The 24,587-nt window shown below is 57.5% G+C and carries 26 protein-coding genes; 14 read left to right on the top strand and 12 right to left on the bottom strand.

From position 1 onward, the window contains the following. Positions 1 to 20: 20 nt before the first annotated feature. Entirely contained in the window at positions 21 to 686 is a 666-nt protein-coding gene (locus N8H74_RS24040; RefSeq protein WP_262150830.1) for a ribonuclease T2, read from the bottom strand. A 164-nt stretch (positions 687 to 850) separates the two neighbouring features. Between N8H74_RS24040 and N8H74_RS24035 the strand changes: the two genes are divergently transcribed. The 6 genes from N8H74_RS24035 (at position 851) to N8H74_RS24010 (ending at position 6,233) form a co-directional block, all read left to right on the top strand. Then, a complete protein-coding gene (locus tag N8H74_RS24035; protein WP_217831645.1) occupies positions 851 to 1,333 on the top strand; it encodes a hypothetical protein in 483 nt (160 codons plus the stop codon). A 164-nt stretch (positions 1,334 to 1,497) separates the two neighbouring features. After that, positions 1,498 to 3,195, top strand: coding sequence for a copper resistance system multicopper oxidase (locus N8H74_RS24030; RefSeq protein ID WP_262150827.1), 1,698 nt, complete (start codon positions 1,498 to 1,500; stop codon positions 3,193 to 3,195). Positions 3,196 to 3,206: 11 nt separating this feature from the next. Next, the gene (locus N8H74_RS24025; RefSeq protein ID WP_262150826.1) at positions 3,207 to 4,076 is read left to right on the top strand and encodes a copper resistance protein B; all 870 of its coding nucleotides are present in this window, start codon (positions 3,207 to 3,209) and stop codon (positions 4,074 to 4,076) included. Between the two features lie 55 nt (positions 4,077 to 4,131). Next, entirely contained in the window at positions 4,132 to 4,506 is a 375-nt protein-coding gene (gene copC, locus N8H74_RS24020; protein WP_262150824.1) for a copper homeostasis periplasmic binding protein CopC, read from the top strand. Between the two features lie 3 nt (positions 4,507 to 4,509). Beyond that, positions 4,510 to 5,382 (top strand): copper homeostasis membrane protein CopD, encoded by an 873-nt coding sequence (gene copD / locus N8H74_RS24015; RefSeq protein WP_262150822.1) that lies wholly within the window; start codon positions 4,510 to 4,512, stop codon positions 5,380 to 5,382. Between the two features lie 59 nt (positions 5,383 to 5,441). After that, positions 5,442 to 6,233 (top strand): transporter substrate-binding domain-containing protein, encoded by a 792-nt coding sequence (locus N8H74_RS24010; RefSeq protein ID WP_217831640.1) that lies wholly within the window; start codon positions 5,442 to 5,444, stop codon positions 6,231 to 6,233. A 3-nt stretch (positions 6,234 to 6,236) separates the two neighbouring features. Here the strand turns inward: N8H74_RS24010 and N8H74_RS24005 are convergent, their stop codons facing one another. Next, a complete protein-coding gene (locus N8H74_RS24005) occupies positions 6,237 to 6,449 on the bottom strand; it encodes a hypothetical protein (protein ID WP_262150819.1) in 213 nt (70 codons plus the stop codon). A 100-nt stretch (positions 6,450 to 6,549) separates the two neighbouring features. After that, entirely contained in the window at positions 6,550 to 7,341 is a 792-nt protein-coding gene (locus N8H74_RS24000) for an alpha/beta hydrolase (protein WP_262150817.1), read from the bottom strand. Here N8H74_RS24000 and N8H74_RS23995 point away from each other — a divergent pair. Together N8H74_RS23995 and N8H74_RS23990 are read left to right on the top strand one after the other, a co-directional pair. Continuing rightward, a complete protein-coding gene (locus N8H74_RS23995; RefSeq protein ID WP_262150815.1) occupies positions 7,340 to 8,410 on the top strand; it encodes a helix-turn-helix domain-containing protein in 1,071 nt (356 codons plus the stop codon). The genes N8H74_RS24000 and N8H74_RS23995 overlap by 2 nt on opposite strands. A 1,266-nt stretch (positions 8,411 to 9,676) precedes the next feature. After that, positions 9,677 to 9,892: a hypothetical protein gene (locus N8H74_RS23990; protein ID WP_262150813.1), complete on the top strand. Its 216-nt coding sequence runs from the start codon at positions 9,677 to 9,679 to the stop codon at positions 9,890 to 9,892. Positions 9,893 to 10,232: 340 nt separating this feature from the next. Here N8H74_RS23990 and N8H74_RS23985 read toward each other — a convergent pair whose 3' ends face one another. Then, positions 10,233 to 10,847: a LysE family translocator gene (locus tag N8H74_RS23985; RefSeq protein ID WP_262150811.1), complete on the bottom strand. Its 615-nt coding sequence runs from the start codon at positions 10,845 to 10,847 to the stop codon at positions 10,233 to 10,235. A 515-nt stretch (positions 10,848 to 11,362) separates the two neighbouring features. Here N8H74_RS23985 and N8H74_RS23980 point away from each other — a divergent pair. Continuing rightward, complete coding sequence (locus tag N8H74_RS23980) at positions 11,363 to 11,734, top strand: NUDIX domain-containing protein (RefSeq protein ID WP_262150809.1); 372 nt, start codon at positions 11,363 to 11,365, stop codon at positions 11,732 to 11,734. Between the two features lie 109 nt (positions 11,735 to 11,843). Here the strand turns inward: N8H74_RS23980 and N8H74_RS23975 are convergent, their stop codons facing one another. Further along, positions 11,844 to 12,518 (bottom strand): helix-turn-helix domain-containing protein, encoded by a 675-nt coding sequence (locus N8H74_RS23975; RefSeq protein WP_262150807.1) that lies wholly within the window; start codon positions 12,516 to 12,518, stop codon positions 11,844 to 11,846. A gap of 782 nt (positions 12,519 to 13,300) precedes the next feature. On the opposite strand from N8H74_RS23975, the gene N8H74_RS23970 reads away from it, so the two are divergent. The 5 genes from N8H74_RS23970 (at position 13,301) to N8H74_RS23945 (ending at position 17,589) form a co-directional block, all read left to right on the top strand. Next, the gene (locus tag N8H74_RS23970) at positions 13,301 to 13,894 is read left to right on the top strand and encodes a fasciclin domain-containing protein (RefSeq protein WP_262150805.1); all 594 of its coding nucleotides are present in this window, start codon (positions 13,301 to 13,303) and stop codon (positions 13,892 to 13,894) included. A 54-nt stretch (positions 13,895 to 13,948) separates the two neighbouring features. Further along, entirely contained in the window at positions 13,949 to 14,584 is a 636-nt protein-coding gene (locus tag N8H74_RS23965) for a sigma-70 family RNA polymerase sigma factor (RefSeq protein WP_262150803.1), read from the top strand. Continuing rightward, positions 14,581 to 15,255 carry an anti-sigma factor gene (locus N8H74_RS23960; protein WP_262150802.1) on the top strand — a complete coding sequence of 225 codons (675 nt, stop codon included), beginning with the start codon at positions 14,581 to 14,583 and terminating at the stop codon, positions 15,253 to 15,255. Before N8H74_RS23965 ends, N8H74_RS23960 begins: the two co-directional genes overlap by 4 nt. A 1,555-nt stretch (positions 15,256 to 16,810) precedes the next feature. Beyond that, complete coding sequence (locus tag N8H74_RS23950) at positions 16,811 to 17,065, top strand: DUF6555 family protein (protein ID WP_217831631.1); 255 nt, start codon at positions 16,811 to 16,813, stop codon at positions 17,063 to 17,065. An 89-nt stretch (positions 17,066 to 17,154) separates the two neighbouring features. Then, the gene (locus tag N8H74_RS23945; protein ID WP_262150799.1) at positions 17,155 to 17,589 is read left to right on the top strand and encodes a response regulator; all 435 of its coding nucleotides are present in this window, start codon (positions 17,155 to 17,157) and stop codon (positions 17,587 to 17,589) included. Between the two features lie 95 nt (positions 17,590 to 17,684). On the opposite strand, the gene N8H74_RS23940 is transcribed toward N8H74_RS23945, so the two are convergent. The 7 genes from N8H74_RS23940 to N8H74_RS23910 all read right to left on the bottom strand — a co-directional run bounded on the left by N8H74_RS23940 (position 17,685) and on the right by N8H74_RS23910 (position 24,567). Then, positions 17,685 to 18,479 (bottom strand): DNA adenine methylase, encoded by a 795-nt coding sequence (locus N8H74_RS23940; RefSeq protein WP_262150798.1) that lies wholly within the window; start codon positions 18,477 to 18,479, stop codon positions 17,685 to 17,687. 149 nt (positions 18,480 to 18,628) lie between these two features. Further along, entirely contained in the window at positions 18,629 to 19,171 is a 543-nt protein-coding gene (locus N8H74_RS23935; RefSeq protein ID WP_262150795.1) for a lysis system i-spanin subunit Rz, read from the bottom strand. After that, positions 19,153 to 19,716 carry a glycoside hydrolase family 19 protein gene (locus N8H74_RS23930; protein ID WP_262150793.1) on the bottom strand — a complete coding sequence of 188 codons (564 nt, stop codon included), beginning with the start codon at positions 19,714 to 19,716 and terminating at the stop codon, positions 19,153 to 19,155. The genes N8H74_RS23935 and N8H74_RS23930 overlap by 19 nt, the downstream gene beginning before the upstream one ends. A gap of 32 nt (positions 19,717 to 19,748) precedes the next feature. After that, positions 19,749 to 20,798, bottom strand: coding sequence for a contractile injection system protein, VgrG/Pvc8 family (locus tag N8H74_RS23925; RefSeq protein WP_262150791.1), 1,050 nt, complete (start codon positions 20,796 to 20,798; stop codon positions 19,749 to 19,751). An 87-nt stretch (positions 20,799 to 20,885) separates the two neighbouring features. Next, the gene (locus tag N8H74_RS23920; protein ID WP_262150789.1) at positions 20,886 to 21,092 is read right to left on the bottom strand and encodes a tail protein X; all 207 of its coding nucleotides are present in this window, start codon (positions 21,090 to 21,092) and stop codon (positions 20,886 to 20,888) included. Further along, positions 21,067 to 21,912 (bottom strand): phage tail protein, encoded by an 846-nt coding sequence (locus tag N8H74_RS23915; protein ID WP_262150787.1) that lies wholly within the window; start codon positions 21,910 to 21,912, stop codon positions 21,067 to 21,069. Before N8H74_RS23915 ends, N8H74_RS23920 begins: the two co-directional genes overlap by 26 nt. A gap of 9 nt (positions 21,913 to 21,921) precedes the next feature. Beyond that, complete coding sequence (locus N8H74_RS23910) at positions 21,922 to 24,567, bottom strand: phage tail tape measure protein (RefSeq protein WP_262150785.1); 2,646 nt, start codon at positions 24,565 to 24,567, stop codon at positions 21,922 to 21,924. Positions 24,568 to 24,587: the final 20 nt, after the last annotated feature.

Here is a 24,587-nt window from a genome sequence, read left to right as displayed (position 1 = left end):
TGGCTCGATTCCTGGTCGTTTCAACGCGACGGCGGAACCCGGATATCCCCTGCCCGGCACTGGGTCTTCACTCCCTTGCCGCACGCACCGAATTGCAGATCCTTGCCCATGCACACCCGCACTTCCGAGAGCTCCGGGCCGTTGCAGATCACCGCGATACCGTCTGACGGGATGCCCGGATTGTTCTTGCGGAACAGGTCGGCAATTTCCTGCGCCTCGAAGTAATACGACGTACTGAACGGTTGCAGTTCCTCGGGGATTTTCACGGCGGCGACAGCCTTGTCCGCCTCATCCAGATAACCCATGGCGCCGAGGCCGCTGCAAGTGCCGTGCTTGGACCATTCGTGGTTGAGCAGTTTCTGTGTCGGAAACAGCGTCAGGCCCTTGCTGGTTTCGGCGGCCGTCAGGTTGGTCAACGGCGGGCAGGATTCCGGCCAGCCACCCTTGGCGTATTGCGGCCACAGGCCGTGCAGGACGAAGCCATAACCCTTGCCGGAGCATTGCGCATCGTCCTTGTGGGTCAGACAGAAGGTCGGCGACCAGGAAAGGGTCAGCAGGTAATAGTCGAACACCCCCGCCACCGATTCCGCCTGTGCCTTGTTGGCGTGCGACTGACGCGCCGAACTCAGGCCGATGCTGCCGGCCGTCAGCGCAATCAGCGCGATAATTGTAAAAAGCTTTTTCATGTTCCCGCTCCTTGGGACGCCTGCGTCCATGGTTTCCGTGATCTGACCGCGAGGGTCAGGGGCTTGATTGAGTCATGCGCGTGTTGCAAGCGCATGACGCAGGGCAAAACCTGCATTACTTTGAAAGGACTACGATGATGTTGACCTCACCACAGGGAACCGAAATGAGTAAAGCAGACGAACTCGCCGCGAAACTCAAACAGACCCGGCACACCCACGCGGATGAAATCAGCCGCGCCGCACTGGAAATCGATTGCTGGCCGGCCGTGGTCTACGACTTGTACCACCGTATCGAGGGCTGGCTGCAACCGGTCACCGAGGTCGGGTTGAAGATAAGGCGCAATCCTACGCATGTTTGCGAAAGTTCGCCGGATGGTGAAACCCACGACTACGCCATCGACCAGTTGCTGATTGAAGCCAACCATCACAGTCTGACGCTCGACCCCATTGCGCGCTTCACCGAGGACGGCGCCGGGCGTGTGCAGATTCTTCTGCCGGGCAAGGAAACCTCGCTGCTGCGCACCGTCGATGAACATGGCGAAAGCCATTGGTGGTTGCAGACGATCGAAACCGGGCAGCAACTGGATGCCATTGCACTGACGGAAAACAACCTGCTGCTGGTCGTCCAGGAAGGACTCGGGCTGTAGGACGCCTGACCGCCACGATGCCAGGCAATGCGCCGGGCGGGGTCGCCCGCGCATTGCCTGAACCTGTCACAACTGTAATCCGCGCCTCAGCCAACTGAAAGCTGCCGGCCGCTAGCCTCCCCCGTCATGTGACACACCAGACGGCTCGGGAGGACTCAGCGCGCATGCATTCCAACACTTCAAGACGCACCTTCGTCAAAGGTCTGACCGCCGGCGGTCTGCTCGGCGGCCTCGGCCTGTGGCACACGCCGGTCTGGGCGCTGAACCGTCCGGGCCAGGTGAACGAGTTGAGCGGCACGCAGTTCGAGCTGTTCATCGGCGAAACAGCGGTCAATTTCACCGGCCAGCCGCGTACTGCACTGACCATCAACGGCAGCCTGCCCGGCCCGCTGCTGCGCTGGCGCGAAGGCGACACCGTGACATTGCGAGTGCGCAACCGGCTCAAGGACAGCACGTCGATCCACTGGCACGGCATTCTGCTGCCAGCCAACATGGACGGCGTGCCCGGCCTGAGCTTCTACGGCATCGAACCGGGCGGCGTGTACGTCTACCAATTCAAGGTCCGGCAGAACGGCACCTACTGGTATCACAGCCATTCCGGATTGCAGGAGCAGGCCGGCGTCTACGGGCCACTGGTGATCGATGCGAAGGAGCCGGAACCGTTCCAGTACGACCGCGACTACGTAGTGATGCTCAGCGACTGGACCGACGAAGACCCGGTCAGCCTGATGAAGACCCTGAAGCAGCAGTCCGATTACTACAACTTCCACAAACGCACCGTCGGCGATTTCATCCATGACGTCAGTGAGAAAGGCTGGGGCGCCACCGTCGCCGACCGCAGGATGTGGGCGCAAATGAACATGAACCCCACCGACATCGCCGACGTCAGTGGCGCCACTTACACCTTCCTGATCAACGGCCACACGCCCGACAGCAACTGGACCGGCCTGTTCCGCCCCGGCGAAAAACTGCGCCTGCGCCTGATCAATGGCTCGGCCATGAGCTACTTCGACGTGCGCATCCCGGGGCTGAAAATGACCGTGGTCGCCGCTGATGGCCTGCACGTCAAACCGGTCAGCGTCGATGAGCTGCGCATCGCCGTGGCGGAAACCTATGACGTGATCGTCGAGCCGGACGCCGAGGTCTACACCCTGTTCGCCCAGTCCATGGACCGAACCGGCTACGCCCGAGCCACCCTCGCCACCCGGGCCGGACTGTCGGCGGCCATTCCGCCGCTGGACCCGCGTCCGTTGGTCACCATGGACGACATGGGCATGGGGGGGATGGATCACGGTTCCATGGACATGAGCGCGATGGATCACTCCGCCATGGGATCGATGCAGGCGCACCCCGACAGCGAAAAGAACAACCCGCTGGTGGACATGCAAGCCATGAGCCCCGCGCCGAAGCTCAACGACCCGGGCCTCGGTCTGCGCGACAACGGCCGTCGGGTGCTGACCTACGCCGACTTGCGCAGCACCTTCGAAGACCCTGATGGCCGCGAGCCGAGCCGCACCCTCGAACTGCATCTGACCGGCCACATGGAGAAATTCGCCTGGTCGTTCAACGGCGTGAAGTTTTCCGACGCCGAGCCGCTGCGCCTCAAGTACGGCGAGCGAATCCGCCTGGTGCTGGTCAACGACACGATGATGACCCACCCCATTCACCTGCACGGTTTGTGGAGCGATCTGGAAGACGAAAACGGCGATTTCCAGGTGCGCAAACACACCATCGACATGCCGCCCGGCACCCGTCGCAGCTACCGCGTCACCGCCGACGCACTCGGGCGCTGGGCCTATCACTGCCATCTCCTGTACCACATGGAAACGGGCATGTTCCGTGAAGTCCGGGTGGAAGAATGAAGGGGCCGATCATGACTCGATTCACCGCGCTTACCCTGCTGTTCGTCGGCAGTACGACCATGGCCGCCAGCGACATGCCGGACATGGATCACAGCCAGATGTCCGGCATGGATCATTCCGCCCTGCAAGGCATGGACGACGGCGGGATGCAGCCCGCCGCCCCCAGCGAAAGCCGCACGCCGATTCCGGCGCTGACCCATGCCGACCGCGCCGCTGTGTTCACCAGCCCCGGCGGGCATCAGGTGCATGACAGCGCAATTAACAGTTACTTCCTCGCCGACAAGCTCGAATGGCAAGACGCCGACGCCGCCGGCACCCTGGCCTGGGATCTGTCCGGCTGGATCGGCGGCGACATCGATCGTCTGTGGCTGCGCTCCGAAGGCGAACGCAGCAACGGCAAGACCGAAGACGCAGAAATCCAGGCCTTGTGGGGGCACGCAATCTCGCCATGGTGGGACGTGGTCAGCGGCGTGCGGCAGGACTTCAAACCCGGCGCTCCGCAAACCTGGGCCGCCTTCGGCTTGCAGGGCATGGCGCTGTACAACTTCGAGGCCGAGGCCACCGCGTTCATCGGCGAAGGAGGTCAGTCCGCCGTACGCCTGGAGGGCGACTACGACATTCTGCTGACCAACCGCTTGATCCTGCAGCCGACCGCCGAACTCAACGTCTACGGGAAAAACGACCCGCAACGGGGCATTGGCGCCGGCCTGTCCAACACCGAGGCCGGCCTGCGCCTGCGTTATGAAATCCGCCGCGAATTCGCGCCCTACATCGGCGTGACGTGGAACCGCACCTACGGCAACACTGCCGATTTCGCACGGGAGGACGGCGAAGATCGCAGCGAAACGCGCCTCGTGCTCGGCGTGCGGCTGTGGTTCTGACCCCGATCAATCCATCCCTGAAAACCGCCGCCGAAGAGCGGCAAAGAGGTCTTGCATGCGCACCTTGAAAACCGCCGTAGTACTCGCCGCCAGCCTGCTCCTGAGCACCCTGGCCCAGGCCCATCCGAAACTGCTCACGTCGACCCCGACCGAAGGCGCGGATGGCGCAGCCCCCGACAAAATCGAACTGCACTTCTCGGAGAACCTGATGACCCAGTTCTCCGGCGCCAAACTGCTGATGACCGAAATGCCCGGCATGGCCCACTCCCCCATGCCGATGAAAGCCCGGGTCAGCGCCGGCAGCGACCCGAAAACCATGCTCGTCACTCCACTCACGCCGCTGTCCGCCGGCACTTACAAGGTCGAATGGCGCGCGGTGTCGTCCGACACCCACCCGATCACCGGCAACATCACCTTCAAAGTGAAGTGAGTGATGGCCGATCTGATCAACATCCTCCTGCGTCTGGCGTTGTACGTGGATTTACTGCTGCTGTTCGGGGTCGCGCTGTTTGGGTTGTACAGCGCGAAAGGGACGGACGCCGTGCTGCCGTTTCGCCCGATGCTGGGCGGAATGGCGTTGCTCGGTGCGCTGCTGTCAGTGGCTGGATTGGTGCTGATGACCAGCGCCATGAGTGGCGAAACGCAGATCGCAGCGCTATGGCCGCACCTGCAAATGATGTTGCTGGAAACGGACGCCGGGCTGGCGTGGACGGTGCGGATGATTGCGCTGATCGTCGTGATGATCAGGCCGGGGTTGTGGCTTGCCTCGATAGCCGGCGCACTCGCCCTCGCCTCTCTGGCCTGGAGCGGACACGGGGCGATGGATAACGCGTGGCACCTGCTCAGCGACATCCTGCACCTGCTCGCGGCGGGTGCGTGGCTGGGTGCCATGTTGGCGCTGGTATGGATGTCGCGGCTCGACGCACTGTTCAGCGCTGCGTACATTGGTTTGCTGGTCAATTCCGTCAAGCGCTTCGAGGGTGTCGGCGCGGCGATTGTGCTCGTTCTCACAGCAACCGGCGTGGTGAATTACCTGTTCATCATCGGCCCGAAACTGGGCGAAGTCCTGCTCGGCACTTACGGGATTCTGCTGGCGCTCAAGGTTCTGCTGTTTGCGGGCATGCTGGTTCTAGCGGCGTTGAACCGCTTCCACCTTGGGCCGTTGCTGGAGCGGTCGTTGCGCGAGGGGCAGCATCAAGTGGCGGCCAATGCCTTGCGTCGTAGTGTGTCGGTGGAACTGGGCATTGCGTTGCTGATCGTGGGACTGGTGGCCTGGCTGGGAACGTTGAGCCCGGATCCGGGATGACACCCGGCGAACGCTTTCACTACACTGGCCCGCACTCCCACTGCACAAGCCCGATCCCCATGACAATTCCAAAAAGCACGATGATCTTCTGCGCTCTGCTGACCCTGGCTGGCGCCGCTCAGGCACAGGAACCGGTCTCGCACCTGGACAGCGTCCAGCAACAGGGCGAACTGCGCGTCTGCACCACCGGCGACTACAAGCCCTACACCTTCAAGCGCGAGGACGGCGACTACGAGGGCATCGACATCGCCATGGCCCGCTCTCTGGCCGACAGCCTCGGGGTCAAGGTCGAGTGGGTGCAGACCACCTGGAAAACCCTGATGCCGGACATGCAGGCCGGCAAGTGCGACATCGCCATGGGCGGGATTTCGGTGACTCTGGAGCGGCAGAAAAAAGCCTTCTTCAGCAACACGCTGGATGTCGACGGCAAGATCCCGCTGGTGCGCTGCGCCGATCAGTCGAAATACCAGACCCTCGAACAGATCAACCAGCCCGGCGTACGCCTGGTCGAGCCGGCCGGCGGCACCAACGAAGCCTTCGTCCACGCCTTCCTGCCCAAGGCGCAACTGGCCCTGCACGACAACGTGACGATCTTCCAGCAACTGCTCGACAACAAGGCCGACGTGATGATCACCGACGCTTCGGAAGCGCGTTATCAACAAAAACTCAAACCCGGCCTGTGCGCGGTCAATCCGGAGCAGTACATGCAGTACGGTGAAAAGGCCTACCTGCTGCCGCGCGACGACATCAGCTGGAAACTGTACGTCGACCAGTGGCTGCACCTGAGCAAGGTCACCGGCAAATATCAGAAAGTGCTGGGCGAATGGATTGCCGTGCCAGCGGCGCAGTGACCGTCAGTCGTCATTCATCAGGCTGGAGCTGTATTGGTTGAAACTGCTGCCGATATTGCTCCCGCCAAACTTCAGGGTGTTCACATGACGGCTGTCCGGCGATTGGCAGTCCGTGGAGAAGCAACTGGTGGTGGTCAGACCACCGGCGCCGGAACAAGCGCTGAGCACTGAGACGGTAGCGGCGATCAACAGCGCTTTGGCGAGACGGGTATTCATGGTGCCGAACCCTCGGGGATGAATGGCGAGATCTTGTATGAGCATCCTAGGCCCGTCTCGGCGACGGCAACATGAAACTTTCAGGATCGACAGCGCGGGTTCAGGTTGGTGAACACTCCACAAATGCGCAAAGACTCGCCAGCACCGCATCCGGAAACTCACGGTGCGGAACATGCCCGCAATTCGCGAGAATCTGCACGCTCGCCGGGCCGTTGACCCGTGCCGCAATGCGTTCGGGTTGCCGGGTGGAGCCGTACTCATCCCGATCACCGTGCAATGCCAGCACAGGGCAGTGAACCTGTTGTAACAGCTCGTCCAGACTCCAGTCGCTGAACGTATCCGAAAGCCAGGTATCGACCCATGCCCGCAGCACCCAATGGGCCTTGTCGCCGTGGTATTTGTGCAAGCGCTCCATTTGGCCGGGCAAGGCAAACTGGCGTTCGGCTTCACGAATCCCGTCACAAGTTGCCTGCTCGACAAATGCTTGTGCGGACTCGGTGATCACGCCTTGGCATCTTCCCGGAAACGCCGCTGCACAACTCACCGCCATCCCCCCGCCAACGCTGTGACCCAATACGACAAACCGATTGACATCGAAATGTTCGCAAACTGCACGAAAGCCGCTCCTGGCCTCGTCCGCGATGAAACTCCCTGGCAACTTGCCGGGATAAGGTGCCGAACGTCCGAAACCCAGCCGATCGTAGGCAATGACTTTGCGTCCGGTCGCCCGTGCAAGCCGTTCGGGAAAATCGCGCCACAAGGCGACGCAACCGAGAGAATCGTGGAGCAGGATGATCGGCGGGTTATGCGCCTCATCGCTGTTCCAGCTTTGCGCAAACAGCGCGCCTTCTGGTGTATCGATCCAATGCTGCCGGGTGGAAACGTGTTGCATGGATGTTGTCCTTATAGGGCTGCGCGACGTGTTGCTGATCGTATCCTTGCAGTTGCTCAGGTTCGATGTTCTAAAGGGTTATTCAATAGCCCGATCAGGCCACGGAGAATTCATGATCAACGTTGCGATTCTGGCCTACGACGGCTGCTGGGGCATGGGCATGTTCTCGGCGACGGACTTCTTTCGCATCGTGACCTTGCTGGAACGACACCTCGACGTCGCTCAAAGCTACGCCGTCCGCGTACTGTCCGTGGACGGTGCCGACATCAGCCTGGCGAGCGGTCATTTGATCCGACCGGATGCGGCGTTGAACGATGCAGACGACTGCAACCTGATCGTGATTCCTCCACTTGAAGGCATTCGACTCGCGCAGGGGTTTGAACCCGATCCACGAACACTGCAATGGTTGGCGGCACGCAAGGCGCATGGCGCGCGCGTGCTGGCGATGACCACCGGCGCTTGCTATGTCGCCGCTGCCGGCTTGGCCAAAGGCAGCCTTTTGGCGACCCACTGGGCGTTCACCCGGCAACTGAAAAAACGCTACCCGCAACACGATTTCGTCGCCCATCAATCCTTCATGCACTCTGAAGGCATCTGGAGCAGCGGTTCACTCGGCGGCGGCTTCGACGCGCTCCTGGAAATGCTCGCTCAGAACCTCGGCGACCACTTCGCCCAACTGTGCGCGACGCACCTGCTGGTGTCCGCGCCGGAGCGTTTGAGCCCGATCCTGCCGGGGCACCGCAATCATCAGGATCAAGCGATCTTCAAGGTTCAGGACTGGATCGAAGCGCACCACGCCGAGGCCGTCAGCCTCGCGCAAATGGCCCGCGAGGCCGGGCTGACCGAGCGCACCCTCAAGCGTCGATTCCAACTGGCGACCAGGCTGTCGCCCAACGTTTATCTGCAAAAAGTGCGGATCGACAAGGCGAAAAAACTGCTGCTTTCCAGTGGCATGTCGGTCAAGTCGATCGCTTACGAAGTGGGGTACGAGAACGTGAGCTTCTTTGTTCGGTTGTTCAAGACACAGGTGGGGCAGACGCCCGGAGAGTGGCGCGATTATGGTTTGTGAAGCCTTGAATAGCGGTTGGCGGGGCCCTCAGTGGCAGCCATTTGCTCCGACTGCCACCGAGGGCTGGGACGGGCTACGCCGACTCGAAACCGATGCTCCATTTCCGCTTAAGAACGACTGCAAAGTGGTCGCTTTCAATCACATACGAAATGCCCTACAAGCGAAAGATAAAATATCCTACTTATGACAGCATTAATGAAACAAAAAAGCCCGCCTCAGCCAAAACTGAAACGGGCTTTTCTCCGCGATGACGGCCGTTACTTCAGGTCGTCAAAGTGGTCTCGCAGGAACTCGTAAAAGCGAAATGCTTTAAACAATCTCCATACAAGGCTCAGCGTACGCAGCAAAAGCTTCATACGTTTTGGCCTCCAGGCTGGGGGCCAAACCTCCAGCGCACTTACCGGATCACGCGTGCCTTTGGACTACACGTCAGCGTAGTCAATGAGGCGGCCGGTTGAGGATCCCTCCGAGCCTTCATTCCGGCACGGGTGCAAAACCGTGTCAGAGGGCGCAAAACTGTTAGGTCTCCAGCCAAGCCTCACCACTACAACTGGGTGCGAGCGCCGACATGTTAGCCTGAAATCCTCTCGAAAAAACTCATACTTTGGCTCGTCACGCCAAACATCGACTGGTTTTGTAATTTGTTATTTCTGATAACTTCTTCGATCATGATCAAATCTCGAAGATCGCTTACCCGGCCGCCCGCCTGCTTCGCGCCGATCGGAAAATACCGTTGCAAGGACGAGCAGAAATTTTTAACATGCACGCACGTCAGCGTAGTCAATGATGCGCAAGGCTTCGGTCGCAACCCGATGCCTAACCAAAGAACCGCCCCGCAAAGGCGGTTTTTTTTCGCCTGGCATTTAACTCATCACCTGCCGACAAATCGTCCAGGGACCCTCACGGCACCATCTCCCATCCAACCTCGAGCGGGTCTCGTTTTCACGCGAAGGCCTGGCTCTCTTGGTAAACTTGCGCCCATCGCCCGAAAACGCCGCTTTCTCCCTGAAATCGGCCTCAAACACGTAGAGCAAAATGATCCAGACGCCCGCTGTACCCCACGTAAATGAAGCCTCTACGGTGTCCAGACGCTTCAGCGTGGCCCCGATGATGGATTGGGTGTAGGCAACCGCCAAATCCCGAGCCTTAAGGGCTTATCAGCTGAAGTTTCTTCGCCTTGTAGCAATTTCTAAGCAATTCGCAATCACTGCCTGACAGCGGCATGACCGGTACTATGCTTGTACTTTTTCGAAAGGAGGCCATGCCATGTCAGACGAATATTCGTTATCGGACGTGTTGGAAAGGATGTATCAGAATCAACTTGGACTGGAGGCCGCCTTGATGGAGCTGACGCTTCATGCTGAAAAGCAAGGTCTGACCGAGGTTGGAGACAACGTTCGAAGCGCCTTATGGACTATTGGTGAGAACGCCGGTCATATCAGACAGGGGCTGGCGAGGCTGAAAATCAATAGCAAGGGCTAGGTCGACTTTATGACCAACTTTCCCTCATATCCGGTGGGTCGATTGGTAATCGAGCCCGCCCCTTTTAAATCGAGTGCCACCGCTGACGATCCAGATGGGGTTTCGAAGCCCTTCATAACTCCTTCGGGACCGCTTTAGGCCGAACAGGGCACTCACGCCTACGATATACCCTCAATTTGCCCTCACCGGTCTTCTGCGACCATCCTAGGGAAACTCCTCTCAGGCGCCCCTTTCAGCCGAACGTTCACAAGCGACCGCTACCGGCCAGAAGCGGACGTTCAGGAAAGGCTGAAATTGGCCGTTAGCGGAATCTCCCCACGTCTTGCGGTCGACTCAGTATTCAGGTCATCTGTCGTACTCCCAGGCCCAGAATCAGACCACCGCACAGGCGATCAATCACTTTCCGAGCATTCTGATACGCCGTGGAAATCCTTGGTTGCGACAAAGCCACCGCAACCAGTCCGTACCAGGTCAGCGAAACGACCACCACAACCGCCAGCATTGAGACGAAGGTGCTGACCGAGGGGTGGGTGGGGGCTGCTGCTGAAAACACGGCGGCGTAGAAGGCCATGGATTTAGGGTTACCGATGTTGGTAACGACACCCTGAAAGAAAGATTTCCGGACGCTGGCAGCCGAGCCCTCGCAAGGCCGTAAGGCGGGATGCTTGCCTGCTTTAACGATCAGGCGTACGCCAAACCACATCAGGTACGCCGCACCCATTATCTTCACAACCAGTACCGCCCATGGGAAAGCTGCAAACACAAGGCCCAGGCCTGTGATCGCACAGCCAGACCAGAGCAGGTTCACGGTCACTATACCGGCGACTAAGGCCAGCGCCTCGGCACGTGTCGCGGTTACTGCCTTGTGAACAACGGCGACGAAGTTCGGCCCCGGAATCACTACGCCTGCCAGATAAACCCAGAAAACAGTGAGCACCGCGGTACTGTCGAACATTTCGATCCCTCTTAGCGTTGATCGGTATCAGCGTCTGGTTGAAGATTTCATCACGTTTTTCGCCGCGAGAGCATCAATGCTAGCGAGCGAAGGGGCTGACAGTCAGACACAGATTCCACAATAAACTCCGATACAGTGACCTTTTATGCTAAGTACGCCCTGCCCGGCGATTAGGCGGTCAGGGATCGCTATGGCCATGCGAGGAATACTTCGTTGATGAGGGCAGATGTGGGCTGCCTCCAGTGTCCGCAATTGGTCGGAAGCGGTCGTTTGTGAGCAGCTGCTTTCGGCCATGAGCGGTCATCGCGCTCTCACGTAAATAATGGCTACTCAGTAACAACCGCTTGTCGACACGCCATCGGTTCAAGCGGCCCTTCAGGAATCTATGCTTTCGTCGGATGCTGTAATCAAATTTGCAATCTAAAAATTGTGACGATTTCATGACAGTACAGTCCTATAGCTAAGAAACTCTTTTGCACCCGCCAAGATTTAGCTGCGCTGCAGTGGAGGCCGACATGAAGGCTAGGGCCACAGTGATATGCCGAAAGGATGACCGTGTCCTTTACGTTCGAAAAAGAAAATCCAAATGGGCGCTTCCAGGCGGTAAGATCGAGTCAGGAGAATCTCCTGCTGAAGCTGCCGCACGAGAGCTTGAAGAGGAAACGGGACTAGTTGCTGAGGAACTAGTCTATCTCGCACGATTCGAGAAAGACGGTACTGTCCACTTTGTCTTCATCTTCATGCTTGAATCTGGTGAAAAGCCATTTCCGAAAAATGAGATTGCCGCGTGTAGATGGAACTCTCGGAGGCGACTCCACACTATCGAGTCAAGCCCCGTGACCAAGGCCATTGTGAAAAATTTCGCTGACTTTGAACCAAGGCTCTAAGTCACGCCTTATCTTCTATGCATCCTGACAGGCCCGCTTTTTGCCGAATGCGGGCGGCCAGGAGCGTCAGCTATCGGCCATTAGCAGTCATTCGCTAGGAAGACTCGGCCTAAATCCGGCTTTCCTCATCGATGCCCATTGCTATATTTTTAATCTTTTCTAGATGAATTATTTCGACTTTCGCTCCATCCACATTTATCAGCGAGAGCTCATGCAGTTTTGTAAAACATCTGCAAACGGTCTCCATGCGTAGACCTAGATATGATGCAATTTCATTCCTGCTCATCTTTAAATAAAGTGACTGGGCAGAAAACCCCCTAGATGCATATCTTTCTGATAAATCACAGAGAAGCCAACATAACCTTTGCTCGGCGGTCATTTTGGCGAGCAGCAATGCTTTTTTTTGCAGGCGATCAACATCTAGATTAGTGGCACTGTGAATTTGACCGTGTAAGTATAGTTGACTGGCTGGCTCGTTTTTTAGTCGACTGATGTTGATTTTGCATATTTCTGTGTCCTCCACTGCTATAGCACTAGTCCGATGAGGATCACCAACAACTGTATCAAGCCCAATATTATCTCCAGCCATCTTAAAGTCCAGCAAGTGCTCAAAATTGCTATACGATTCAATGACAACTTTAACTGAGCCAGCTTTTATTTTAAATAAATATGCTGCTATTGAGCCTTGCCTGACTACAAAGCGTCCCTTTTTTACATTCATTCTTTGGATTTTACTATCGCTTTGATAGTGGCCTAATATTTCTCTATCGATTGTTCTAAGCATGCAGGATGCTTGCGCTCTACACCGAAAGCACGTTTTTTTGCTTGGGGAAATACTCTCAACCTCATCTGCGATGCTCGCCATAGACATATCTCATGCTTACTGTTATTTTTAGAGTGCCGCCTTACAAAGTTTCTTACGTGTAAATCGCCTCCTTGCTGATAAGTTTTTGAACATATTTTTCCGCGTGAATAAAAATTAGCGAGACTTATTACCAAGCACCTAACTTATCGTAAATTATAGCTTTGCTTTTCCATTTCACAAGTAAATATATAATGTGAGAAACTTTGTCAGTAAGAAAAAAGCACCTTCAGCAGGTTAATATTCAATCACAATGTGCGGACGGCAGAAAGTTTAGACTTGCTAAGTAGTCTGGAGGGAATTAAGTACTGACATCCGTGCAATGTCAGCGAGGAACACTAATCTCAACGCTAGTTATTCAGAAACTTTAACTTATGCGACTGTTATTCACGACATTGCTACGAATATTCGTTTAACAATAATGAATTAGTGTCATGCCGAGCGTAACTGTTCCATGAACCATGACCTGATGGGCGACCGATCTTGTTCGATACCAAGCGCTCACGGGGAGATGCTTTCGTCCAAAAGCATCCATTCCCCCCATTCAATCTGGGATTGGTCGTTTAAGAAGCATCGGTCATTGGATCACCCACTCTCAAGTCCTGCGAAAAAATAGGCGCTACTGCATCCATTCCGAACGCCGCCACGTATATCAAACACGGACAGACTCTCCTGGCCGATTTTCCTCACAAAGGATCATCACGATGAAACGCATTTCGATCAAAACGCCATTGATTGCGGGTCTTCTGACCTTGGCGGCCGGTACCGGCTTAATGCTCAATGGTGCCCAGGCTGCATCGATGAGCCACGACAGCATAATGGTAGGCGGTCAAAGCATGTCGCCCAGCAAGGACATCATCGATAACGCAGTAAATTCCGCGGATCACACCACCCTGGTCGCCGCTGTCAAAGCTGCCGGTCTGGTCGACACCCTCAAGGGCAAGGGGCCTTTCACCGTATTCGCACCGGTCAACTCAGCCTTTACAGCTCTGCCCGCCGGAACCGTCGATACCTTGCTCAAGCCGGAAAACAAGGCAACCCTCACCAAGATCCTTACTTACCACGTTGTGAGCGGCAAACTGGACATGGCCACCCTTGCCGAGAAGATCAAGGCCGGCGGTGGAAAGACCGAATTGACCACCGTCTCGGGCGGCAAGCTGTGGGCAATGATGAATGGACCACACAACATCACCATCAAAGACGAAAAGGGTGACGTCGCCGACATCAGCACCTATGACGTATACCAGTCGAACGGTGTGATACAGGTCATCGACAAGGTGTTGATGCCGAAAAGTTGACCGGCGTCGCCGGTCGATCTCAGCAGACCGGCGAGTCTTCCGAGGAGCCCACCCGTGAATGGAACAACCGCGCGCCGTGGGCTACCCTCTGGCTGCAATCGACTCGAATCACCTCACGACCCAATCGTTTGGAGAAAGGCTATTCCCATCGCCGACACTGACCAACTCAAACACCTTCTAGCCCAGTGTTCCCTCGGCGATCGAGGTGCTTTTGAAGCGCTGTATCGTAACGTGAGTCCGCGTCTGCATGGCGTGGCTCTGCGGTTCATGGGACGCGCGGATCTGGCTGAAGAGGTGCTGCAGGAAAGTTTTGTGCGTATTTGGAACAATGCTTCACGCTACCAATCGCACCTGTCGGCGCCGATGACCTGGATGATCAACATCACGCGAAACCAGTCCATCGACCAATTGCGAAAGCATCGCGAACGTCCGCTGAGTGATCTCGACGCGCAGATGCTGGTCGACGACAGCCCCTCGGCACATGATCAGTTGAACAGCTTCCGTGAGGTCGCTTCATTGAATCGGTGCCTAGATAGGCTCGAAGGGATGCAACGCCAATCGATCACCATTGCTTATTTTGAGGGACTTTCCTGTTCAGAGTTGGCCGAGCAGCTGTCGGCACCGCTTGGGTCGGTAAAGTCTTGGATCCGCCGAGGCATGGAGCGTTTGCGCAGGTGCCTTGAGTCATGAACTACCAAACTCCAAGTCTGCGTCGTGCACTTGCTGCCGACTATGCGATCGGTTTAATGCCACCAACCGCGTGCCGGCGCTTTGAGCAGCTGTTACTCGAAGACTCGGAACTTCGCGCGGAACTTGCACAATGGCAGGACAGCCTCATGAGCCTTACTGAGACTCTGGCTGAACAACCTGTACCGGATCGTGTATGGCGCAGAGTTACGGCGCGTATAGATCCGCAAACACCGCAGCTCACTTTGAGGCAGCCATTTTGGAACTGGCTCCGGGTGACGATTGCAGCATGTTCGTTGGTAGCAGCAGTAACACTGGGCGTTATCTACAACCGCGACGATGTGCGCTACGGCGCCACGTTGCGCAGTGCCGACGCACAGTCGTGGATGAGCATCGAAGCTCACGAGAATTACCTGAAAATTAAACTGTTGGCTTTGGCGAAGGTTGAAAAGGAACGCAGCCTGGAAATGTGGGTTATTCCGCAAGATGGCAAGCCCGTTTCGCTTGGGGTGATACCCCCAGGCGGAGACGGGGAAATCAAATTGGGCAGCGCGCAGAAAGCTCTCATTGGTGAATCCATCACTCTGGCCGTCAGTCTTGAGCCCGAGGGCGGATCGCCGACAGGACAGCCGACTGGTCCGGTGCTGTATCAGGGCGTGCTTACGGCGTTATAACTCAGGGGCGGCAAGTTACAATCTTTTTCGTGAGTAAAACGGCTAACTGATCGGTCGTCCAGAATCCGAAGTGAGCACAACTTAATCATGAACATAAACGACAGATTCTGGCCGAAAGCAGTCAGTCTGGCAGACTTTCCCAAGCTGATAACGAGGGCTAGATTTCATTCACCCGTCCCACTATTTTCAAGGTCTCTAGCCTACCCCGCCACTTCAAGGTATCCGTTAAGATGTCTGATTGTGCTTTCGGCAGACTCGAGACGCATATGTGCTCCTAATCACCGAACGCTCATAACCCTTCGAGATCGATCACGCTCGACAGCTCTGACTCCGGATCAGCAAGCCGCTGCTACCTTATGCTCATCAAGTCATCGGGCGTACGTCATCCACCCATTTAGAAAAGCAAAAGAGCAGGGATGTCTAAAATCTAAATGGCCTACCTCACCACTGCTACAGGGACGAGCTGAGGGCGCACTGGTAAGGTAGACACGATTCGAAATATAGTCTGTTCAGCGCGATTGTCCATCCTTGCCCGAGTGCCTTACTAGGGGTATCAAGATGAATTGGGAACTCAAATTTTTTGCCATTTATTTGAGCATGCTTTGCGGGGCTGGATGGGCGCTACGAGAGGTAACGCCCTGGCTCGCTCAGCATCTACACATGGGATGGATGCTTTAATCAGCGGCCATTCGGATTAGCCAGAGCGCTTGGCTGTAGGCGGGCCGCATGGATATTTAATCGGCTGCATTGCTCATAGGCCTGCGACTCATTAAGAAAGCTGGACATGAGTTGCTCCCCGGTACGCGTGTCGACAATTCTGAAATAGAAACCTGCCTCTATCCCTCCGCACGGCCGTTTTTGAACGATAAAAACTTCTTCCATGACGTCATACTCTGGCAAATTCCACTAACACTAGCAGGATTTTTCCGCCATAGAGCGTCGGGAAAGAACTCACAAGCCTGCATATCCAGTCACCCCGCTCCAGAGCCATTGTCAAGCAAACGCTCATCTCTCGACCGAGCGACATCAACTGGCCATAATTGCTCGAACCTCCATTATTAGCTTCTATCTTTCAAGAAAAAGGAACCACAGATCGTGGATACAATGAGCAAAGGTGAAATCGGAGAACTGCTGTCCCGCCGCCTTCCCCAATGCACCATCACCTGCACTATAAATTCTGATCGTACGCTTTCTGTGGAGGTTATAGGTCCTGACCTACGTCAGTTCACCATCGCAAATATTGATCGGACCCAATATCATGGCGAATCAGGTGCTAACAGACTGGTACGGGAAATCCTGGAAGAGATGGTTGTTTCTCGTCGGTCAACAAATCTGGGTTAACTACGTGCCTTGACCTACCTCTCTAAAGCTCGCCTATAGTTCGCCATAGCGTTCAACAGCCACAACCTGCTATGAAATAGCGGTCATTGATCAGGCATCGTCTCCGGGACCTGCCGACTTGCGGACTGACGAAAGAATCTGCGGCGAGTCCAAGACTCTTTGGAATTAATGGCTCGCAAAATGCTCTTTTGAAAATCCAGAAACGGAGTTCAAAATGAGCAATTACGCGACATACCATATCCGGTATCTGCTGCACGGAAGCCCCAAAGAATTCGTGATCCGAGCCCAATCAATGAAGGATGCAGACGCTTGGCATTGGGCAAGCTGCGACGCAGGGATCGCGCCTATTCCAAAACCAGGGCGTCCCCCTCTGAAGGTTATCAGCAAGCCTCAAGCTGAAAAATTTGGCATCACCGAGGTGAAATGGCGAGCGTCAGCTACCATTGATTGGGATGAGCCACAGCGTTGAGAAGTCTGTCACTTTTCGGGCAGTTCGCGATGGGAGCATTTCAGGCCACTTGATAGGCTGCCCACCAACTCGATGAAGGAGGACGACAAGTGAACGTTAGCTGGGAGGGGATGCTGCCGATCCCAGGGGAGATCATTGTCGTTGAGGACGACCCCGTGCTGAGCGATCTTATGGGGGACATCATTATTGAAATCGGTGGACGTCCAAAAGTATTCCAGACAGCAGACGACGCCTTGACTTACATGCTTGAATCCCAGCTCCCCTGCCCATTGATAGTCGTCGACCAAGGTTTGCCGGGACAGCTCAAGGGAATCGAATTTATAACAATGGTTGAAAGCAAATGGCCATCTGTAAAATCGATTCTCAGTTCTGGGTACGCCTTGGATCCCACTTCCATTCCACACTCAACGATCTATCTGCATAAACCTTGGTCGCTAGAAGACCTTGTTATTTCCGTCGCTACACTTTTGCAGCCTGGGCACCCTATAAAACGCACAGGTCCTTCTAACGCCCCAGCTCTCTGATTGATTTACTGTAGAGCGAACACGAAAACCGGTTCGCTCGAGTGAATGCGGCTCTTCGCGACTGACTACTCGCAGTGCCACTTCCACCGGCGCGATTAAAAAAGGCCTCCCAAAGCCTCGGGCTTCCAGTTCATGATCACCAACTCGCCACTGACGTCGGCTTTTCCCTGCCGCTGGTTGGTCGTGGTGTAACGGATGTCCAGAGTTTCGAAATGGAAACCTTCGAACACGCGGCGGATGTCCGGGTGGTCATTGATACTGACCATCACTTTGCCTTTGCAGCGGCGCATGAAGTCGGCCATCCGTTCGTAGTTCTCGAAAGGAAAGTCCACACCGTAGCCGGCGGTCTGCCAGTAAGGAGGATCCATGTAGTGAAAGGTGTGAGCACGGTCGTAGCGTTCAGCGCATTCAAGCCAGGGGAGGTTTTCGACATAGGTGCCGGACAGGCGCTGCCACGCGGCCGAGAGATTTTCCTCGATGCGCAGCAGGTTGATGGCCGGAGCGGTGGTCGCCGTGCCGAATGTCTGCCCTGAGACCTTGCCAGCAAAGGCATGGTGCTGCAGGTAGAAAAATCGGGCGGCGCGCTGGATGTCGGTGAGGGTTTCGGGGCGGGTCATCTTCTGCCATTCGAACACCTGCCGCGAGCTGAGCGCCCATTTGAACTGGCGCACGAACTCTTCGAGGTGATTCTGCACGACGCGGTAAAGCGTGACCAAGTCGCCGTTGATGTCGTTGAGGACTTCCACGGGCGATGGCTGGGGCTTCATGAAGTAGAGCGCGGCACCGCCGGCAAAGACTTCAACATAGCATTCGTGTGGCGGAAAAAGCGGAATGAGGCGGTCGGCCAGGCGGCGTTTGCCGCCCATCCAAGGGATGATGGGTGTAGACATTGAAAGCAAGACCTTTACTGTATGGATAAACAGGTGCTAGGCTCGCCGCGCTTTGTGCACGGAGCAAGAGCCTTGGCTGGACTTGCAGGGACAATCTGCAGGGACGGCGGTCGATCCGGATGTTGACGCATCCGGACCGACCGCTCTTTTCACTTCGGTGTTGAGACTTCTTTGGCGTATGCCTGACAGGCCGCGAGGGCAATCAGCCCCCGGTCGCCGTCGTCGGTGACGCCGATAATTCGTTGAGCATGCGCCGGGTCAAGTTCGGCTCTTGTGGGACCATGAACCACGCCGCCGGGGGCGGCGGTGGCTGACACCGATCCGTTGCCGGCGCCGGTGGAGGCGCTGAGTAGGACTGACAGGCGCAAATCAGCAGTGGCAAGACGGTCGCGCAGACGACCCTGATCACGTTGGACATCGTTCAAGGCTCGGTAATGGGTTTGTTCGCTGGTCGCCAGACGCTGCTCAAGCGCGAGACGCTTACTTTGCTCGGCTTGCTGTTGTGCGGCCGAGGCCTGGGCCAGTTGATTGAGCGTGTCGGCATGGAGTTGCTCCTGTGCGGCAAGCGCTTTGCCAAAGCGCCAATCCTGCACTTGCCAGGCGATGGTGGCCGATCCGCCGGCTAAGACGGTCAGCAATGCGCCCTTCGCAAGCAATTGGTACGGAGCCGGGATCAAGTCGCCGAGACGCATAACACCGCCCTCGCCCGCCCCCACAACTGCAGACGCTCTTGCAGACCATTCAGACCACCATTGATCTTGCGAGTGATGTCTTCGAACTCACCCTGATCCGCGAGCGCGTTCAGCCCACGCACCCACCAAAACCACGCGGCCGATTCTGCAGCCCATTGCGGCTGCTCCAGTAGCTCGGGCGTGCGCAGCAGACGCTCATCCCCGAACAGCGCGAGGCTGCAACGCAGGTAGTTGTTATGGCCGGTGATCTGAATCAGCCCCCGACCTCGGTAACGCTGGCCATCACCGTCGGCCTCAGGCGTGTTGCCCAACCTCGCGGCCAGAGTGCCGGTGTCGTACTTGCTCAGGTACTGGTCGCCACCCAGCTCGCGAACGAAATTCAGCTCGCCGGACTCGTGGCCGACCTGAGCCAGGAAGATCGCCTGGCGTTGCGGTGTGTTGATCTGGCGACGAGCCATCGCTGCGTTGAGTGCAGAAACAAAAACGCCCGCTTGGCGGCGGGCGTTGGGCATGATGCGTAGCAACTGTTGTTCGGTCAGTGACATGGAGGTTCTCCGTGAGGTTGGGGAATGCGACGCTACTGCTTGAGCTGAACGACTTTCAGATCCTTCGCCGCTTTTTTCTTCTTGCCTTTGGCTTTCGCCTTGCCCTTCTTGCCGCCGTTGCACTCCACCGTCGTGCTCCAGCCGGCCTGGGTGAATACCTGCTCTACCGAGTCGACCAGGTACTCGCCATCGAGACCGACCTTGAAGCCCTGAGCGTTAATCGATCGCTCGGCAAACAGATCAGTACGGCCGCGCATCTCCAAGCGAACACCGGCAGTGGACCGGTTGAACGCGGTGAGGCGGGCCTGGGCCGCCGCTTCGGCGGCCGACTTGTTTGGATAGATGTGGCGGTCGGTGTGAATCGGCGGCAGGCCATCCGGAGACTCGTCGTTGTCCAGGGTGACCACGGCGAGCTTTCCGCTTTTCTTGTCCTGATGCTTGGTCGACACCGCTTTGTGGGTATTGCGGTCACCAAGCCGGAACTGGAAGCGGCTGACATCCGCGCGCGAGATCAGAACCACGCCGAGCGATTTGCCCGAAGCGCTCTGCCCACCTTGACGCGGCATCACCAGGAGCTTGCCGTCAGCCACCTTGGCCGTGCAGTCATACTGCTTGGCCAGACGGGTGATGAAGTTGAAGTCCGACTCGTTGAGCTGATCGGCACGCGGCACCTTGGTTTGCACCGAGCACACGGGTTGCCAGCCATTGCGCGCGGCGACATCGGCGACGATCCGTGACAACGGCACGTTTTCCCAACTGCCGCTGCGGGTGGTTTTGCCGCTGCCGCGCATGTCGCTGGCCTTGCCAGTAATCACCAATGTATCGGGTGGGCCGGACAGCTCGATCTCGTCGACGACATAACGTCCGATGCGGGTCAGCGACGTCTGCGCATAACCCAGGAAGATCTCGATGGTGGCCCCGCGCGGGGGCAGGACCACCGCACCGTCACGGTCATCGATGCGCAGTTCGAACTCATCCGACTCCATGCCAGGCTTGTCGGTGGTTTTCAGCTGCAGCAATCGGTCGTTGATCAGCGCAGTAATGTCGGCACCATCGGCAATTATTCGAAACGCTGGAGTCATTATTTTTTCCAAAAAAAAACCCGCACTGGGCGGGTTTTAAAGGGGTGGAGCTGCAGAAATGAAGTGTTACCAAATAACTATAGTCCATCAATTCCACAACGCTATGGTTTCCTCGGTAGCAACAGGTAGATCCGGTAGCTCGATCACGATGCCGGCACGGTAGGGTTGCGGCTCATCGGCCAGCCCCTGATTGGCATCGAGCACCGCCTCGACGGTGCCTTCCAGATGTCCATAAGCGTGGTAACACAAGGTATCCAGCAGATCCCCGTCAGACGTTCTGCAAGTCGTCGCCATAACGCACAAACTCCAAAGTGAACGCCTGCTTGCGCGGGATCCCGCCCTGCAGCAGCGCGCTCTGTTCTTCTTCAACGCTCTTCAGGCACCAGGTGCCAAGCACGTCGCCATAACCGGTGGTGAGGGTCAGCGGCTTGAGCTGGGCACCGAGACTGCGCAGAGTGTCCAATTGTTTGATCCCACCCTTGAAGCCGGGAAAGATCGCGCCCTTGAGGGTGATTTTTTCCTCACCGATGCCCACCGCCTGCTGCGCCGGTCGCCGGGTCAGGCGCTCTTGCGAGGCCCACCGAAATTCGGTCGACCGTCGCAGTTCATCAAAAGCTGCGGTGTCCAGGTTGAAGTAGTACGGCTGCGCCTGCGGGTCCCGTGGTTGGACGATCAGCAGATGAGGGAACGGCTTCACCGCTTCCGGCACCGGCGTGGCATCGCCGCCCAGGGAACTGGTCGGCACGATATTGGCCAGTGACGGGCTGACCTTGCCGGCGACCTTGTTGATCGCGGTGGACGCCCGCGCGGCCTGTTCCTTCAGTTCGCCCATGCGCTCATCGATCTGCGACACGGCGCGGGTCGCCTTGTTGTAGGTGGCGACCACTTGGCCGACCTTGGCCTGGGCGGCATTGACGCCGCGCATCACGCGCTGCAGCTTTGCTCCGATGGCCGGCCCAACAAATGGGACGCCCTCCAGCTCCAGCGCCGCACCGCTGATTTCACTGATCGCCCCGTTGACCGGTCCCATCATGCCGTCAAGGCTTCGGCGACCGCTCTCCCCGGCCGCCGCCAGTTGCTTCAGGCCCGACTGTAATTGTTCTATGTAGGCCATTGCCCCTCCTTACACATGCGGCTCGTCATACAGCGAACGGTTCTGCAGTTGCTGCGTGGACTGACGCCATTGTTGATCGATATAGGGCTGAAGCTCCCTCGCCAATTGCGCCGGATCCTTCACATCGCCTTGCACGGTGATGTGCAGCGGTGCCTGGATCTCGAACCGCTGCTCAGTCTTGGATGGCTGGGTCTTCGCCTCGACCGGCGGTGCCAGTGTTGCGGGAACGCTCGGTGGTGCCGGCTGGCTCAGTGAGCGGGTCACATCGCCCAAGGCGGCGCTGGCCGGCTCCCGCTCGGGTAACAGTTGCCCGGTTGCAGGCATGGCGGCATTAGGTGCGGGAGGCACCGGTGCAGGCGCTGGCAACGTTGCAGGTATCACCCCGAAGGGTTTGGCGGCCTCGATATCCGCTTGAGTGCTGGGCACCGCTCCCGTCATCAAGGGCAACATTTTCGGCTGCGGCTGAGCCAGGTCTTTGACAATCGGCACCGGCGCGAATGAACGGGCGATATCGCCCATCACCGGCGGGATGTTCTGCCCGGCATTGACCATCATCAGCGGCCCGGCATCCGGCACTTTCTTAAGCGAGTCTGGGGTTCCGAACAACTCCTTGCCCGCAAAGCCGCCGAGTGCATCGCCTCCCATGTAACCGAGATAACCGCCAATCAATCCGCCGACCATGGTGCCAATGATGGGAATGGCCGATCCAATAGCGGCCCCAGCTGCAGCACCGGCGAGTGTGCCGGCCAACCCACCCGCTGCTTGCCCATAACCCTCAGCTTTTTCATCCTGAGTCTCGGCGTTCTGATAGGTGTCCCAAGCCTTGTAACCCGCCTCAGCAATGGCGACCACGGCAGCTCCTTTTACAACTGAACCGACGCTAGCCCCCCCTCCGCCTCCACGGGTAATACCCTCTTTGCCGCCGCCCCTACCGCCCTTGCCGCCCTTACCTTTTTTCCCCTCACGACCGGTATCGAAGTCGCCGGCATCAAGACCACCACCCACGGATGGCAGGTTGGTGACGATGACCTTTTGCGGGATGTTCGGATTGCCCATCAAGGTGCCGCGCCCGATGTTCATCAGGCCCTTGCCCATCTTGAACGCACTGACGGCGCCCTTGAGCGCAACCAGGCCCGCCACGGCCGTACCGATGGCGGTCACCAAACGCGGCGATTCGTCGGCCAGCCCGGCGAGCTGACGGCTGACGTTGGTGATGCCGTCCGCGACCGCATCAGTGACCGGCCGAATCGCATCACCGATGCTGCGCATGGCATCGTCCATGCTCTGGGCCATCTCGGACCATTTTTGCGCGGACGTCTGCCGACGTTCAGCCAGGTTCTTGTCGAGGATCCCGGTGGCATTGGCCGAGTCTTTCTTCAGTTGCTCATACAGATCCTTGTTCTGCATGTACGCGGTCAAAGCGGCCTTGACCTGCATGTCGGCGAACAAATCACCGGTACGCAAAGCCTCCTCCAAGGACTTCATCATAGCCTTGGCTTTCTCGGGATCGGCCTCTTTACTGATCGCAGCTGTGGCCTTGGCCATTTCGGCCGCCCGTTTAGGATCGGTCGCCTCGATGTATTTCTGGGCCAGGGCAAAACTCGACTCCAGCGTGGACTTGCCGTTCTGCAGTCCGGTTTGCAGCGACTTCTTGTAGTCGATACCCGCTTTCTCGTAGGCCTTGACCGTTTCACCAGAGCCGATCTTCTCCATCCAGTTCTTCAGGTTATTGGCCGCTTCATCCGAACCACCGGCCGTTTTCATCTGCACCTGAAGCATTGCACCCAGTTGCGTCACCGAGTCCATACCGGTGATTCCGAGCTTGCCCATGCCGGCCAACAGTTCAGGAAACCACTTAGCCATGTCGACGGCTTCAAAGCTACCTGCCTGCCCCTGATAGGCGATGGCCTCCAGCGCCTTTTGCATGATTGCCGGATCGGTGATCTTGGCGTTCTGCTCCAAGGCGTTGATCATCTTCGCCGTTTCGGAGCCTTCTGCCCCCTGGCCCACGGCGAACTTAGCCGCCGCCGGCGTATAGGCCTGCGCCCTGTCCAGATCCATACCGGCACCGACCAAGGCGTTGACTACCTCCGCCACCTGATTGCGAGCCATCCCTGCATCGCGTGACGTGCCGATAACGGTTCTGGAAAGCTTCGTCTCTTCTGGCGAGTTGGCAATGTTGGCCTTGATCGCGATGTCACGAATAATCGCGCCGTAGTCCGCGCTGACCTTCGTCGGGATGGCCACGGCAGCCGTCAGGGCACCGGCTTGGCCGAGGGTGCTTTTCATTCCCTGCCGGCCTTCCTCCATTTGCCGATGCCCGAGCGCCTTGAGTTCAGCCCCGGCGGCAACACGGCCCATCGTGGCGTAGGCCTTGCTCAGACGCCCAACCTCGACGCCCTGTTTCTTCAGCAGGTCGAGGTTCTTTTCGTACTTGGCCAGCAACTTGTCCGCCCCGGCGGCGCCGGTTGCGTGCGCCTTGCGCCATTCTTCGCGCAGTCGCATGGTGTCGCCGATGGTGTTCTGCAGTACTCGTGCTTTGCTGCCCACCGTGTCCAGATGCTTGATCTTGCTTTCGACGTCCTTGAAGGCTTTGCCGACCGTCGGATCGACGGCCCCGCCGATGACAAAGCCCAACGCGATGTTCTTCGCCATGTGCGTGCCTATGGGTCAGG

The sequence above is a fragment of the Pseudomonas sp. B2M1-30 genome (assembly GCF_025447575.1).
In the GTDB taxonomy this organism is placed as follows: domain Bacteria; phylum Pseudomonadota; class Gammaproteobacteria; order Pseudomonadales; family Pseudomonadaceae; genus Aquipseudomonas; species Aquipseudomonas botevensis.
The sequence above is the reverse complement of the archived record's forward strand: the minus strand, read 5'-3'. Positions and strand labels throughout refer to the sequence as shown.